Source organism: Streptomyces poriferorum (assembly GCF_019399235.1).
Classification (GTDB): domain Bacteria; phylum Actinomycetota; class Actinomycetes; order Streptomycetales; family Streptomycetaceae; genus Streptomyces; species Streptomyces poriferorum.
This window is the reverse complement of the sequence record NZ_JAELVH010000004.1, coordinates 1-13,149: the sequence shown is the minus strand read 5'-3', so window position 1 is coordinate 13,149 and position 13,149 is coordinate 1. Positions and strand designations below refer to the sequence as shown.

Annotated in this window: 13 protein-coding genes; 7 read left to right on the top strand and 6 right to left on the bottom strand. The window is 71.6% G+C overall.

Annotated elements, in window-relative coordinates:
• Positions 1–4 precede the first annotated feature (4 nt).
• Both JGS39_RS01245 and JGS39_RS01240 read right to left on the bottom strand, forming a co-directional pair.
• The gene (locus JGS39_RS01245; protein ID WP_219566677.1) at positions 5–643 is read right to left on the bottom strand and encodes a TetR/AcrR family transcriptional regulator; all 639 of its coding nucleotides are present in this window, start codon (positions 641–643) and stop codon (positions 5–7) included.
• 87 nt (positions 644–730) lie between these two features.
• On the bottom strand, positions 731–1,624 hold the full coding sequence (locus tag JGS39_RS01240) for a DMT family transporter (protein WP_219566676.1): 894 nt from the start codon (positions 1,622–1,624) through the stop codon (positions 731–733).
• A gap of 217 nt (positions 1,625–1,841) precedes the next feature.
• Between JGS39_RS01240 and JGS39_RS01235 the strand changes: the two genes are divergently transcribed.
• Together JGS39_RS01235 and JGS39_RS01230 are read left to right on the top strand one after the other, a co-directional pair.
• A complete protein-coding gene (locus tag JGS39_RS01235; protein WP_219566675.1) occupies positions 1,842–3,497 on the top strand; it encodes an FAD-binding dehydrogenase in 1,656 nt (551 codons plus the stop codon).
• Positions 3,498–3,657: 160 nt separating this feature from the next.
• Positions 3,658–4,878: an FUSC family protein gene (locus JGS39_RS01230; protein WP_219566674.1), complete on the top strand. Its 1,221-nt coding sequence runs from the start codon at positions 3,658–3,660 to the stop codon at positions 4,876–4,878.
• Between the two features lie 12 nt (positions 4,879–4,890).
• On the opposite strand, the gene JGS39_RS01225 is transcribed toward JGS39_RS01230, so the two are convergent.
• Positions 4,891–5,322, bottom strand: a complete 432-nt coding sequence (locus JGS39_RS01225; RefSeq protein ID WP_219566673.1) for an ASCH domain-containing protein — start codon at positions 5,320–5,322, stop codon at positions 4,891–4,893.
• Between the two features lie 209 nt (positions 5,323–5,531).
• Between JGS39_RS01225 and JGS39_RS01220 the strand changes: the two genes are divergently transcribed.
• A complete protein-coding gene (locus JGS39_RS01220) occupies positions 5,532–6,197 on the top strand; it encodes a molybdopterin-dependent oxidoreductase (protein ID WP_236063134.1) in 666 nt (221 codons plus the stop codon).
• Positions 6,181–6,822 carry a cytochrome b/b6 domain-containing protein gene (locus JGS39_RS01215; RefSeq protein ID WP_236063130.1) on the top strand — a complete coding sequence of 214 codons (642 nt, stop codon included), beginning with the start codon at positions 6,181–6,183 and terminating at the stop codon, positions 6,820–6,822. Before JGS39_RS01220 ends, JGS39_RS01215 begins: the two co-directional genes overlap by 17 nt.
• Before the next feature lie 14 nt (positions 6,823–6,836).
• On the opposite strand, the gene JGS39_RS01210 is transcribed toward JGS39_RS01215, so the two are convergent.
• Positions 6,837–8,234: a GntP family permease gene (locus tag JGS39_RS01210; protein WP_219566670.1), complete on the bottom strand. Its 1,398-nt coding sequence runs from the start codon at positions 8,232–8,234 to the stop codon at positions 6,837–6,839.
• 11 nt (positions 8,235–8,245) lie between these two features.
• Complete coding sequence (locus JGS39_RS01205) at positions 8,246–8,755, bottom strand: gluconokinase (RefSeq protein ID WP_219566669.1); 510 nt, start codon at positions 8,753–8,755, stop codon at positions 8,246–8,248.
• Positions 8,756–8,911: 156 nt separating this feature from the next.
• Between JGS39_RS01205 and JGS39_RS01200 the strand changes: the two genes are divergently transcribed.
• On the top strand, positions 8,912–9,613 hold the full coding sequence (locus JGS39_RS01200; protein WP_219566668.1) for a FadR/GntR family transcriptional regulator: 702 nt from the start codon (positions 8,912–8,914) through the stop codon (positions 9,611–9,613).
• A gap of 63 nt (positions 9,614–9,676) precedes the next feature.
• On the opposite strand, the gene JGS39_RS01195 is transcribed toward JGS39_RS01200, so the two are convergent.
• Entirely contained in the window at positions 9,677–10,390 is a 714-nt protein-coding gene (locus tag JGS39_RS01195; protein WP_219566667.1) for a TetR/AcrR family transcriptional regulator, read from the bottom strand.
• Between the two features lie 99 nt (positions 10,391–10,489).
• On the opposite strand from JGS39_RS01195, the gene JGS39_RS01190 reads away from it, so the two are divergent.
• The gene (locus JGS39_RS01190) at positions 10,490–12,001 is read left to right on the top strand and encodes an APC family permease (protein ID WP_371930411.1); all 1,512 of its coding nucleotides are present in this window, start codon (positions 10,490–10,492) and stop codon (positions 11,999–12,001) included.
• Between the two features lie 35 nt (positions 12,002–12,036).
• A partial coding sequence (locus JGS39_RS01185) for an amidohydrolase (RefSeq protein ID WP_219566665.1) occupies positions 12,037–13,149 on the top strand: 1,113 nt, incomplete at its 3' end.

The window sequence follows — 13,149 nt, the reverse complement described above, 5'->3', positions numbered from 1 at the left end:
TGGTTCACGCGCCGTGCGGCGCGGGGGCTTGCAGAAACGCGGTGGTGGTGCCGACGAGGTCGGCTAGGAAGAGCTCCTGTCCGGTCAGTGGTTCCGTGCCGTCGAGCCCTTGGCGGGCCCGGTCGGCCAGCGCCGCGCCGATCAGGGTGAGCGCCAGGTCGAGGCGCTCCAGGCGTACGGGCCGCGGCAGCGCGCCCAGGCGGTCCCCGATCCGGCCGATCAGCCGCCCGTAGGCGGTGCCGTCCAGCGCGGGGTGCGGCCGGCCGGTCCGGAGCCCGGTCTCATGGCTGAGCTGCGCGGAGATCCGCAGACAGCGGCGGCCCCGGTCGTCGGTGAGCAGGCTCGCCTCCGCCGTCACCAGCGCGGTGAGCAGGTCCCGTACGCCGCAGTCCCCGGGGAGCCCGTCGAGCAGCGGCGCGACGACCCGTTCGGTGCGTTCCTGGCGGCCCGCCATCACTGCATCGAGCAGCCCGGCACGGGAGCCGAAGTGGTACTGCACCGCGGAAGGGTTGCTCTGGCCCGCCAGGGCGACGATGTCGCGCAGCTGGGCGCCGTCCGTGCCCTGTGCGGCGAAGATCTCCTCGGCCGCGCGGATCAGCTTGTCCCTGGTCTGTTGTCCCGACTGTCCCGACGTTCTCGCCATGAGCCCAATGTAATGCTGGCCATTATTAATTACCAGGCCGGCCCCGGCGACTGTGAGGGACCGGACATCACCGGGACGCCCGGACCCTCAGTGCGGCTGGAGGCTCTGCGTACGGCGTCCGCCCACCGGTCCCTCCGGCATGGCCGGGTGCAGCCCCAGCAGCACGATCCCGGCCACGATCGCCGCGAGTCCCGCCGCCTGCCAGGCCAGCGCGCCCGTGTCGGTACGGACCTGGTCGCCCAGGAAGCCGATCCCGCAGGCGATCCCGGCCAGCGGCTGGGCCGCGGTCAGCGCCGGCAGGGACATCCGCAGCGGGCCCGTCTCGAACGCGCTCTGCACGAGGATCAGCCCCGTCACCCCCAGCACCAGCACCGCGTACGGCTGCCAGCCGGTGACGAGCGCCGCCCAGCCGCCGTCCGAGAGGCGCTGCCCGCTGACCCGGGTCAGGGCGTCCTGGAGGCCGTACAGGAGTCCCGCCGCCACCGCGAGCAGTGCGGGCGACACCCCCGACCGCGAGCGCTTGGCGAACGCGGTCAGCAGCAGGGCCAGGCCCACCACCACGCCGATCACCAGCCAGTGCCGCAGCGGACTCGACACCGCCTGACCGCCCTTCGGCTCGCCCGCTACCAGGAACGCGGCGACCCCGCCGGCCAGCAGCCAGAGCCCCGCCCAGCCCTGCCGGCCCAGCCGCTGACCGGTGCGGTGACGGGACAGGGCCATCGCGAAGAGCAGATTGGTGGCCAGGAGCGGTTCGACGACGGAGACCTCGCCCTTGCCCAGGGCCAGCGCGCCCAGCACCATGCCGCAGACCATGAGTCCGATACCGGCCAGCCAACTGCGCACCCGCATCAGGTCCAGTAGCAGCCGGGGCGAGAGGTAGTCGCTCTTCGGGGCGTGGCGGGCGGCGGCCTGTTGCAGCACGAAGCCGAACCCCAGACAACAGGCGGCGCTCACGGAGAGCACGATGACCAGCACCGACACGCTTCCCCACCCCGAGTCAGGCCGTAAGAGGGTGATTTGTATCGACGATAGCGCCTGGGAACGACACCGGCGGCCGAAGCGCCGCCGACCGGGCGGTTGACGCCGGGACGGCCGGTGCCGAAGATCTGACGCACGAGTAACTTCGCGAGCGGCCGCACGGACGACGTGCGGTCTCCGGCCGGACCGCGGGCCGGCCGCCCCGACAAGGATGGAACCCATGGCGTACGACGCTGATGTGATCGTGATCGGGGCAGGACTCGCGGGGCTCGTCGCCACCGCGGAACTGGTCGACGCGGGCCGTTCGGTCATTCTGCTCGACCAGGAACCCGAACAGTCGCTCGGCGGCCAGGCCCACTGGTCCTTCGGCGGCCTCTTCCTCGTCGACTCGCCCGAACAGCGCCGGATGCGGATCAAGGACAGCCAGGAGCTGGCCCTCCAGGACTGGTTCGGCACGGCCGGCTTCGACCGCAAGGAGGATCACTGGCCGAAGAAGTGGGCCGAGGCGTACGTCGACTTCGCCGCCGGTGAGAAGCGCTCCTGGCTGCACCGGCAGGGCATGCGGTTCTTCCCCGTGGTCGGCTGGGCCGAGCGCGGCGGCTACGACGCGAACGGCCACGGCAACTCCGTCCCCCGCTTCCACATCACCTGGGGCACCGGCCCCGGCGTCGTCGCCCCCTTCGAGCGCCGGGTGCGCGAGGGCGTCGCCAAGGGGCTCGTCACCTTCCGCTTCCGCCACCGCGTCACCGGCCTCGGCCGCACCGGGGGCACCGTCGACACCGTGAGCGGCGAGATCCTGGAGCCCAGCGACGCGGCCCGCGGCACCGCGAGCGGCCGGGAGACGGCCGGCACCTTCGAGCTCAGGGCCCAGGCGGTGATCGTCACCTCCGGCGGCATCGGCGGCAACCACGACCTCGTCCGCAAGCAGTGGCCCGAGCGGCTCGGCACCCCGCCGGAGAAGATGCTCTCCGGGGTGCCCGCCCACGTCGACGGGCTGATGCTCGGCATCACCGAGGAGGCGGGCGCCCACCACATCAACCGCGACCGGATGTGGCACTACACCGAGGGCATCGAGAACTGGAACCCGATCTGGGCCAAGCACGGCATCCGGATCCTGCCCGGTCCGTCCTCGCTCTGGCTGGACGCCCGCGGCAAGCGGCTGCCCGTCCCGCTGTTCCCCGGGTTCGACACGCTCGGCACCCTCGAACACATCATGCGCAGCGGCCACGACTACACCTGGTTCGTCCTGGACCAGAAGATCATCGGAAAGGAGTTCGCGCTCTCCGGCTCCGAGCAGAACCCCGACCTGACCGGCAAGTCCATCCGCGACGTGATCGGCCGGGCCCGCGCGGACGTGCCCGGCCCGGTGAAGGCGTTCATGGACAACGGCGTGGACTTCGTCGTCGAGAAGGACCTCGGCGCCCTGGTCCGCGGCATGAACGCGCTCACCGGCGAAGCGCTCATCGACGAGGACGAGCTGCGCCGCGAGATCACCGCCCGCGACCGGGAGATCGCCAACCCCTTCACCAAGGACCTCCAGATCACCGCGATCAGGGGCGCCCGCACCTACCTCGGCGACAAGCTCATCCGTACGGCCGCACCGCACCGCATCCTCGACCCCAAGGCCGGGCCGCTGATCGCCGTACGGCTCAACATCCTGACCCGCAAGTCGCTCGGCGGACTGGAGACGGACCTGTCCTCCCGGGTCCTCACGGCCGACGGCAGCCCGCTGGCCGGGGTGTACGCGGCCGGTGAGGCGGCCGGGTTCGGTGGCGGCGGAGTGCACGGCTACCGCTCCCTGGAGGGCACCTTCCTCGGCGGCTGCATCTTCTCCGGCCGGGCGGCGGGCCGCGCGGCCGCGGAGGCGGTCGGCTAGGACCCTCCACCCGTGCGTCCGTCCGGTGGGGTTCGGCCGGGACCCTCCGTTCGTGCGTCCGTCCGGAGGCGGTCGGCCAGGACCCTCCATCCGCGCGTCCGTCCGGTGGGGTTCGGGCGGGAATGCGGGCAGGGACGCCGGATCCGGGCACGGTAGGGAGATGCCAGGAGTAGCCGAGCCCGTCATCAAACTCGTCCGGCGCACCACCGAACCCGTGGGGGCCCAGACCCTGCGCTCCACGGGCGCGGCGGTGATCGCCTACGCCGTGGCGACCGCGACGCTGTCCCAGCCCGCGCCCCTGACCGCCCCGCTCACCGCGCTGCTCGTCGTCCAGGTCACCCTCTACGCCACCCTCACCACGGGGATCCGGCGAGTGAACTCCGTGATCGTCGGTGTGCTCATCGCCAGCGGGTTCAGTTCCCTGGTGGGGCTGTCCTGGTGGAGCCTCGGGCTGACGATCTTCACCTCGCTGATCATCGGCCGGCTGGTCAGGGTGAACGAGTTCGTCCCCGAGGTCGCGATCAGCGCCATGCTGGTGCTCGGCGTCGCCCAGGTCGCCGACACCGCCTGGGAACGCATCTTCGAGACACTCATCGGTGCGGGCGTGGGGCTGCTGTTCAACCTGTTGTTCGCCCCGCCCGTGTGGGTGCAGACGGCGGGTGCGTCGATCGACGGGCTGGCCCGCGAGATGGGGGAGCTGTTCCGCGATCTGGGAGGCGACCTGGGCGGCCGCGTCACCGTCGGGCAGGCGGCCGAGCGGCTGCACCGCGCCCGCCGCATCGACCACGACATCGTGGCGGTGGACGCCTCGCTGCGGCAGGCGGAGGAGAGCCTGATGCTCAACCCGCGCGTACGGCAGGGACTGCTCTACCGCGTGGTGCTGCGCACCGGCCTGGACACGCTGGAGATCTGCGCGGTCGTCCTGCGGGTGCTGGCCAGGACGCTGACCGACCTGGCCAAGGAGCGAGTCGACGAGGACCTCTTCCACGCGGACGTGGCCTCCGGGCTCACCGAACTGTTCGGGCAACTGGCGGGCGCCATCGAAAGCTTCTCGGTCCTGATCACGACTCCGGTCGCCGCCAGCGCCGAAGAGGCCGAGGACCGGCTGGCCGTGGCGCTGACCACCAGCCGGGCGACCCGCGACCGGGTGGCGGACATGCTGTTGGCGGGGGTCCAGGAACATCCCAGGAAGTGGCAGTTGCACGGGGCGCTGCTCGCCGAGGTCGACCGCATCCTGGACGAGCTCGACATCGAGAAGCGCACCGAGCGCCTCGGCAACGAGCTGGACCGCCGCTCGGGCGAGATGCACGAACGCCATCCCCGGCTGTACTCGGTCAGGCGGCGCCTGGGGCTCGTCCGGGACGCGGACCAGGGGCGTTGAGAGTGCGGCCGGTCAGGCCGGTCCGAGGACGTCGACGACCCGGAACCGTTCCGCCACGACCAGCGTGTCGTCGTCGACCGTGAACTCCGGGTCGCCGAGTGCCTCCCGCATCTCCTCGCTGTGCCAGAACCGTTCGTGGCCCTCCCGCCACCCGGCCACCGAGGTGTCGCCCTCGCCCTCGTCGAGGACATGCCGCAGATCGACGTCCCCGAGCCGCAGGATCCGCACCTCCGTGATCTCCAGCACCGCGATCTCCCGCCCGTCCGAGTCGATCAGCGCGGACCGCTCGCCCACGGGCGGCGGATCCTCCCTCTCCACCTCGTACTCCACGAACAGTCCGGTCGTCGACACCTTCCGCCCGTCGAGCACCGCGGCGACCAGCCGGTCGCGCAGCGGGCCGGGGAACGCGAGAAGGAAGGGCTTGAGCGCTTCACGGTTCGGCATGGCGCAAGTCTGGCATCCGCTGCCCGCCGCCGGCGGGCAGAATCTGACGTGCCGGTGACGTACCGCCCCCGCCCCTGGCGCCCGGTGGTCCGGAGTGCTCGAATCGAAGGGTGAACAGTTCCTCTTCCGGCGCGGAGCCGGATCCGGCGGCGCAGGGCCCCGATCCGGACGGCACGGGCACTCCCGTGGGCCGTCGGCTCGTCCTGACGATGCTGGGCCTCGGAGCCGCCGGGCTCGTCGCCGCCCCCGTACTGCAAAGGACGCTGGAGTCCGGCCTGGGCGCGCTCTCCGACAAGGACCCCACCGGACTGACCGGGCTGCTGCCCAACGGCGGCGGCTTCCGCTACTACTCGGTCGCCACGTCCGTACCGAAGAAGAGCGCCACCGACTACCGGCTGACCGTCGACGGCCTGGTCGACCGCCCGGCCACGTACACCCTGGACGCCCTGAAACGGATGGAGCAGACCCGCATGGTCCGGGACGTCCAGTGCGTCACCGGCTGGCGGGTGCCCGAGACCCCCTTCGAGGGCGTGCGGCTGTCCGCGCTGCTGGACGCGGCGGGCGTCCGGCCGGGGGCGAAGGCGGTCCGGTTCACCTGCTTCGACGGCACGTACAGCGAGAGCCTCACGCTCGATCAGGCCCGCCGGGCCGATGTGCTGGTCGCGCTGCGGATGCAGGACCGGCCGGTGTCCCACTCGCACGGCGGCCCGGTCCGGCTCTACGTGGCCCCGATGTACTTCTACAAGTCGGCGAAATGGCTCTCCGGGATCACCGTCACGGACTCCGTACGCCCCGGATACTGGGAGAAGCTCGGATATGACGTCGACGCCTGGGTCGGCCGGTCCAACGGCCGCGACGATGCCCCCACCACCTGAAACGGGCGGCCGGGTACGACGTTTCAGCGGCCCGGTGCGCTGGGTGCACCGCACCACGGCCGCGCTGACGCTCCTGTGCGTGGCGACGGCGGCCTGTCTGTACGTACCGCAGCTCGCCGAACTCGTGGGGCGCCGCCATCTCGTGGTCACCCTGCACGAGTGGTCCGGGCTGATGATCCCCGTACCGCTGCTGGCGGGCCTGTTCGCGCGGTCGCTGCGGGCCGATCTGGGCCGGCTCAACCGTTTCGGGCCGCACGACCGGCAGTGGCTGCGGGCGGTGCGCCGGCGGGACCACCGGGCGGAGTCCCGCCCGGCCGGGAAGTTCAACGCCGGGCAGAAGCTGTACGCCGCCTGGATCGCGGGAGCTGTCCTGGTCATGGTGGGCACCGGGCTGCTGATGTGGTTCACCGGGCTCGCCCCGCTGGTGTGGCGGACCGCTGCGACGTTCGTCCACGACTGGCTGGCGCTGGCGATCGGCATCGTGCTGGGCGGGCACATCGCGATGGCGCTCGCCGACCCGGAGGCACGCCGTGGCATGCGTACCGGGTCGGTCGAGCGCCGGTGGGCCCGTCGCGAGCACCCGCTGTGGCGGGAGCCGGGGGAGCGGTCCCTGGAGGATCGGTGACGGGGGAGCGGTCCCTAGAGGATCAGTGACAGGAGCAGGATGAAGGCCAGCGAGACCACGGAGATGATGGTCTCCATCACCGACCAGGTCTTCACCGTCTGGCCGACGTCCATCCCGAAGTACTCCTTCACCAGCCAGAAACCCGCGTCGTTGACGTGGCTGAAGAAGAGCGAGCCCGCACCGACGGCGAGGACCAGCAGGGCGGCGTGCGAGGTCGACATGTCGGCGGCCAGCGGGGCGACCAGACCGGCCGCCGAGATGGTGGCCACGGTCGCCGAGCCGGTCGCGAGCCGGATGCCGACGGCGATCAGCCAGCCGAGCAGCAGCGCGGGGATCGACCAGTTCTCGGAGAACTCCAGGATCATCTGACCCACACCGGCGTCGATCAGCGTCTGCTTGAAACCGCCGCCGGCGCCGACGATGAGCAGCACTCCGGCGATCGGGGCGAGGGACTTCTCCACGGTGGTGGAGAGCCGGGCCTTGGTGAACCCGGCCGCCCGGCCCAGCGTGAACATGCCCACGATGACCGCCGCGAGGAGCGCGATCAGCGGTGAGCCGATCACGTCGGTGACCCGCTGGACACCCTGCTCCGGGTCGTCCACCACGATGTCGACGAGGGCCTTGGCCAGCATCAGGACGACGGGCAGCAGAATCGTCGCCAGGGTGGCGCCGAAGCTCGGCCGGCGGTCCAGTTCCTCGGACGGGCGCTGCGGGATCATGTTCTCCGGCGCCTTGATGTCCACCCAGCGTGCGGCGTACCGGGAGAAGACCGGACCGGCGATGATCACCGTCGGGATCGCGACCAGGACACCGAGGGCCAGGGTGACGCCCAGGTTGGCGTCGAGGGCGTCGATCGCCACCAGCGGGCCGGGGTGCGGGGGTATGAGGCCGTGCATCACGGAGAGGCCGGCCAGGGCCGGGATGCCGATGCGCATCAGGGAGTAGTTGCCGCGCTTGGCGACGAGGAGCACCACCGGGATCATCAGCACGATCCCGACCTCGAAGAACAGTGGCAGACCGATGATCGAGGCGATCAGGACCATCGCCCACGGCATGGCCCGGTTGCTCGTCCTCGCCAGGATCGTGTCGACGATCTGGTCCGCGCCGCCGGAGTCGGCGAGCAGCTTGCCCAGGATCGCGCCGAGCGCGATGAGGACGCCGACACCCGCGACGGTGGAGCCGAGGCCCGCGGTGAAGCTCGCTATCGTCTTCGCCGGCGCGGCGCCGGCGAACGAGCCGAGCGCCAGCGAGCCGATGGTGAGCGCGAGGAACGCGTGCATCTTGAACTTGGTGATGAGCAGAACGATGACGGCGATGCCCGCCAGGACGGCGATGCCCAACTGCGCGTTGCCGGCCGAAGTGATGGGTTCGACGGCGTCCGCTGCCAGCATCTCGACGCTGAGACTGGTCACGGTGATGATCCTCAGTTCTCGAGCCGGCGCAACGCGGCGACGGCTCGCTGGGTGATTTCCTCGGGGGTGCCGGACACGTCCACGGCGACGCCGGCCTCGTCGTCCTCGAGGGGCTGGAGGGTGGCGAACTGCGAGTCGAGGAGTGCGGTCGGCATGAAGTGGCCCTGGCGGCCCGCCATCCGCTCCTCGATGAGCGACCGGTCGCCGCTCAGATGGAGGAAGACGGCACCGGGGGCCTCGCTGCGCAGCCGGTCGCGGTAGGCACGCTTCAGCGCCGAACTGCTGACCACGCCGCCGAGCCCCGCCCGGCCGTGCGCCCACTGCCCGATCGCGTCGAGCCAGGGCCACCGGTCCGCATCGTCCAGCGGGGTACCGGCCGACATCTTGGCGATGTTCGCCGCGGGATGGAAGTCGTCGCCCTCGGCGTACGGAACGCCCAGTTCGGCGGCGAGCAGGGGGCCGATCGTGGTCTTGCCGGTCCCTGCGACGCCCATCACCACGATGACGTGGGGGGTGCTCATTACGGTGCCTCGCTGTCTTCTTCGATGTCGTCGTCGACATCGGGCCGTCGCGCTACTGAAACCTATACGTACGACTTATTCAAGATGCTGTGACATAAACGTCGTACTTTTTGTTCCCGGCGGGGTCTCCCGGAGAGGCCCCCGTACGCTTGGCCCATGACCACACCTGCCCAGGGGCTGCATACGCATGTGCTGGACGCCCTGGGCCTGGAGATCGCCGCGGGTGAGCATCTGCCCGGCCAGGTTCTGCGTACGGACGAGCTGGCCCGGCGCTTCGACGTCTCCCGCACGGTCGTACGGGAGGTGATCCGGGTCCTGGAGTCCATGCACCTGGTCGAGTCCCGGCGCCGAGTCGGCGTGACCGTACGGCCGACCGAGGCGTGGAACGTCTACGATCCGCAGGTCATCCGGTGGCGGCTGGCCGGCGCCGACCGCCCGCGCCAGCTGCGCTCGCTGACCGTCCTGCGCTCGGCGATCGAACCCGTCGCCGCCTCGCTCGCCGCCCGCCACGCCACCCCCGAACAGTGCGCCGAGCTCACCGAACGGGCCCTGGGCATGGTCGCCACCTCCCGCGGCCAGCAGCTGGAGGGGTACCTGGAACACGACATCGCCTTCCACCGGATCGTCCTCAACGCCTCCGGCAACGAGATGTTCGCGCGCCTGGGCGACGTGGTCGCCGAGGTACTCGCGGGACGCACCCACCACCAGGTCATGTTCGAGGACCCCGACCCGGCCGCCGTCACCCTCCACGTCCGGCTCGCCGAAGCGGTGCGCGAGGGGGACGCGGCCGGGGCGGAGCGGCTGACGAAGGAGATCGCGGTGGGCGCCCTGCACGAACTGGACGTGCTCGCGCCCTGATCCGGCCCGCGGGCCGCCATACGTGCCACTGGGTCACCTGGCATGCCGCGTGCCGGCTGCCGCCTACCGCCTGACGTGCTGCAACCGGGCGGCGGCCGCGGCCAGCATCATCTCCAGCGCCGCCGGATACCCGCTGCGGCCCATCTCCGCGACCAGTACGGGCGCGGTCGCCGCGATGTTCGGGTGCGTGTCCGCCGGCTGCCGGGCGTAGATCTCCGGCCAGGCCTGTACCTCCTGCGCCCTGGCCTGTTCCGGAAGCGCCAGCGTGGACGCGTCCAGCGCCGCGAACGACAGTGTCTGGTCGACGAAGACGTGGTAGATCCGCACCGCCTCCGCGTCCGGGAAACCCGCGCCCCGCAGCACCCCGAGGATCACCTCCACCGACCGGATCTCGTGCGTACGGCCGGTCACCCGCGCACACGTCAGCAACGCGGCCTGCGGATGGGTCAGATAGTCCGCGTGCATCCGCAGCCCCAACGACCGCAGATCGGCCCGCCATTCACCCGTCGGCCGCCAGCTGCGCAGCGTCCGCCCGATCAACTCGTCGGCCACCGCCAGCAACAGCTCGTCCGTGTCCCGGAAATAGCGGTAGAGCGCGCTCGGATCGCATCCCAGCGCGGCGCCGAGCCGGCGCACGGTGAGCGCCGCAGCCCCGTGCTCGCCGATCAGCCGCAGCGCCGTCTCCACGATCAGCTGCTCGGACAGCACGACGCCCTGCTTGGTGGGGCGCCTGCGCCGCCGCGCACCCTCCGGCACCACCCGCTCGCTCGCGTTCATGCCCGGACCTTATGACAACACCGTTGACGTGCGGAACCCCCGAGGAGTTCGATGTGCCGCCATCGGGGCCGAACAGCGCCCCTCGGTGAAGGAGCGACCGTGACGTCCTACCGCGAGGAACCAGCCGGACCGGCACAGCCACCCGCAGCCCTGCGCAAGAGCCTCGGCGTGGTCGACGGCTTCGCCATCGCGGCCTCGTCGACCGCGGCCACCACCAGCATCGGCATCGGGCTCGGCGTCACCGCCACCGCCGTCGGCCTGCACCTGCCGATCATCATGCTGCTCGCCTTCCTGCCGATCCTGGGCATAGCGGGCGCCTACTCCCGGCTCAACCGGGTCGAGCCGAACATGGGCAGCGGCTACGTCTGGGTCGGCCGCTCGCTCAGCCCCTGGCTCGGCTTCCTCGTCGGTTGGATCGGCATCGTCTCCACGATCGTGTTCCTGGCCTACACCACGACGGTCACCGGTTCCGCCCTGCTCCAGCTCGCGGGCGAGGCCGGGCTGCACGAGGCGGCCGGGCTCCGGCTCGACCCGGACTCCACCGCCCAGTCGACCGCGCTCGGCATCGTCGTCCTCGTCGCCGTCACCTTCACCGCGGTCACCGGCCTCCGGTCGGCCGCCACCTTCCAGAAGTACCTCCTGGTCTTCGAGTACGCCGTCCTGCTCGGCTTCTGCGGATACGGCCTGTTCGCCGGCTCGCAGCCCTTCAGCCTCGACTGGCTCAACCCCTTCACCATCCCCTCCTTCGAGCAGCTCGCCCAGGGACTGCTGCTCTCCGTGTTCTGCTTCTGGGGATTCGAGTCCACCTTCAGCGTCACCGAGGAGATCCGGGACCCGCAGGACGCCTCCAAGGCCGGGCTCATCACGCTCTTCACGATGCTGGGCCTGTTCCTGCTCGGCTCCTTCGCCTTCCAGCGCGTCCTGTCGCTCGACGAGCTGACCGCCCACGGCGCCCAGGGACTCACCTACTTCGGCAACCAGCTGGCCGGCCAGCCGCTCGCCGCCCTCCCGCTGATCGCCCTCACCCTGTCCGCCGTCGCCTCCCTGCAGTCCGGGGTGATCCCGACGGTGCGCGGCATGTTCGCCATGGGCCGCGACCGCACGCTCGGACCCCTGTGGACCAAGGTCAGCCCGCGGTACGGGACGCCCGCCGCCGGGACCGTCGCGGTCGGCTGCATCGCCGCCGCCATCGCCGTGCTCTCCCTCGTCATCCCGAAGGTCGGAGACCTCATCCTGGCGTCCGTGAACGCGATCGGGGTCGTCGTCTCGATCTACTACGCCCTCACCGCGCTGGCCGCCGCGGCCCGCTTCCGCGGCTCGTTCCGGGAGAGCTGGTCCCTGGCGGTGCGGGCGGTGGTGCTCCCCGTGACCAGCGCCCTCGTCCTGCTCGCGCTCGGCGGGTACCTCTGCTGGACCTTCGCCACCTCCGCCGACCACTTCGAGGTCAGCCCGGACAACGGCTGGTTCATGCTCCTCTGCCCGGCCGTCATCCTGCTGACCGGCTTCGTCGCCGCGGCCTGGGCCAAGTGGGCCAGGCAGTCCCCGTACTTCGTCACCGGCCGGTCCGTCGCCCCGGACGCGCTCGCGGAGCCCGTGCCCGACCCGGTCTGATCCCGCCCGCACCACCCACCGAAGGAAGAAGCATCATGCGCCGCACCCCCGCCGATCTCGTCTTCACCGGCGGCCCCGTCCACACCACCGACGCCGCCCGCACCCGCGCCACCACCGTCGCCGTCACCGGCGGCCGGATCACCGCGGTCGGCCACGACGAGGTACGCGAACTCATCGGCCCGCGCACCGAGGTGGTCGATCTCGCCGGACGCCTCCTGCTCCCCGGCTTCCAGGACGCCCACGTCCACCCGGTCACCGCCGGGCAGGAACTCGCCCAGTGCGACCTCACCGGCGCCGGCGACGCCACCGCCACCGCCACCATCGCCGCCGTACGGGCCTACGCCGACGCGAACCCGGAACGCGACTGGATCACCGGCGGCGGCTGGTCGATGGACGCGTTCGAGGGCGGCGCCCCCACCCGGCAGCAGCTCGACACCGCCGTGCCCGACCGCCCCGCCTGCCTGCTCAACCGCGACCACCACGGCGCCTGGGCCAACAGCAGGGCCCTCGAACTCGCCGGCATCACCGCCCGCACCCCCGACCCGGCCGACGGCCGCATCGAACGCGACGAGCGCGGCGAACCCACCGGACTCCTCCAGGAGGGCGCCATGGACCTGGTCGCCCGCCACGCCCCCCGCTCCACCGCCGCCGACCGGCTCGCCGGCCTCCTGCGCGCCCAGCGCCTGCTCCACGCGTACGGCATCACCGCCTGGCAGGACGCCATCGTCGGCACCTACGGCTCTATGGACGACGTGGCCGACGCCTACCTCGCCGCGGACCGGGACGGCTCGCTCACCGCCCGCGTCACCGGAGCCCTGTGGTGGGACCGCGAGCACGGCAGCGAACAGATTCCCGGACTCGTCGCCAGGCGCGAGGCGCTGACCGGCCGGAACTTCCGCGCCGGAACCGTGAAGATCATGCAGGACGGGGTCGCCGAGACCGGCACCGCCGCCCTCCTCGCCCCGTACCTCGACGCCTGCGGCTGCGCCACCGCCAACAGCGGCACCAGCTTCGTCGACCCCCTCGACCTGCGCCGGTACGTCACCGAGCTGGACGCCCTCGGCTTCCAGACCCATTTCCACGCACTGGGCGACCGGGCGGTGCGCGAGGCCCTGGACGCCGTCGAGGCCGCCCGGTCGCCCAGTGCG

Bases quoted from the DNA above. Each gene is read 5' to 3' on its own strand.
- JGS39_RS01245 (WP_219566677.1), bottom strand. From the start codon at position 643: ATGGCGAGAACGTCGGGACAGTCGGGACAACAGACCAGGGACAAGCTG.
- JGS39_RS01235 (WP_219566675.1), top strand. From the start codon at position 1,842: ATGGCGTACGACGCTGATGTGATCGTGATCGGGGCAGGACTCGCGGGG.
- JGS39_RS01230 (WP_219566674.1), top strand. From the start codon at position 3,658: ATGCCAGGAGTAGCCGAGCCCGTCATCAAACTCGTCCGGCGCACCACC.
- JGS39_RS01225 (WP_219566673.1), bottom strand. From the start codon at position 5,322: ATGCCGAACCGTGAAGCGCTCAAGCCCTTCCTTCTCGCGTTCCCCGGC.
- JGS39_RS01220 (WP_236063134.1), top strand. From the start codon at position 5,532: ATGCTGGGCCTCGGAGCCGCCGGGCTCGTCGCCGCCCCCGTACTGCAA.
- JGS39_RS01215 (WP_236063130.1), top strand. From the start codon at position 6,181: ATGCCCCCACCACCTGAAACGGGCGGCCGGGTACGACGTTTCAGCGGC.
- JGS39_RS01205 (WP_219566669.1), bottom strand. From the start codon at position 8,755: ATGAGCACCCCCCACGTCATCGTGGTGATGGGCGTCGCAGGGACCGGC.
- JGS39_RS01200 (WP_219566668.1), top strand. From the start codon at position 8,912: ATGACCACACCTGCCCAGGGGCTGCATACGCATGTGCTGGACGCCCTG.
- JGS39_RS01195 (WP_219566667.1), bottom strand. From the start codon at position 10,390: ATGAACGCGAGCGAGCGGGTGGTGCCGGAGGGTGCGCGGCGGCGCAGG.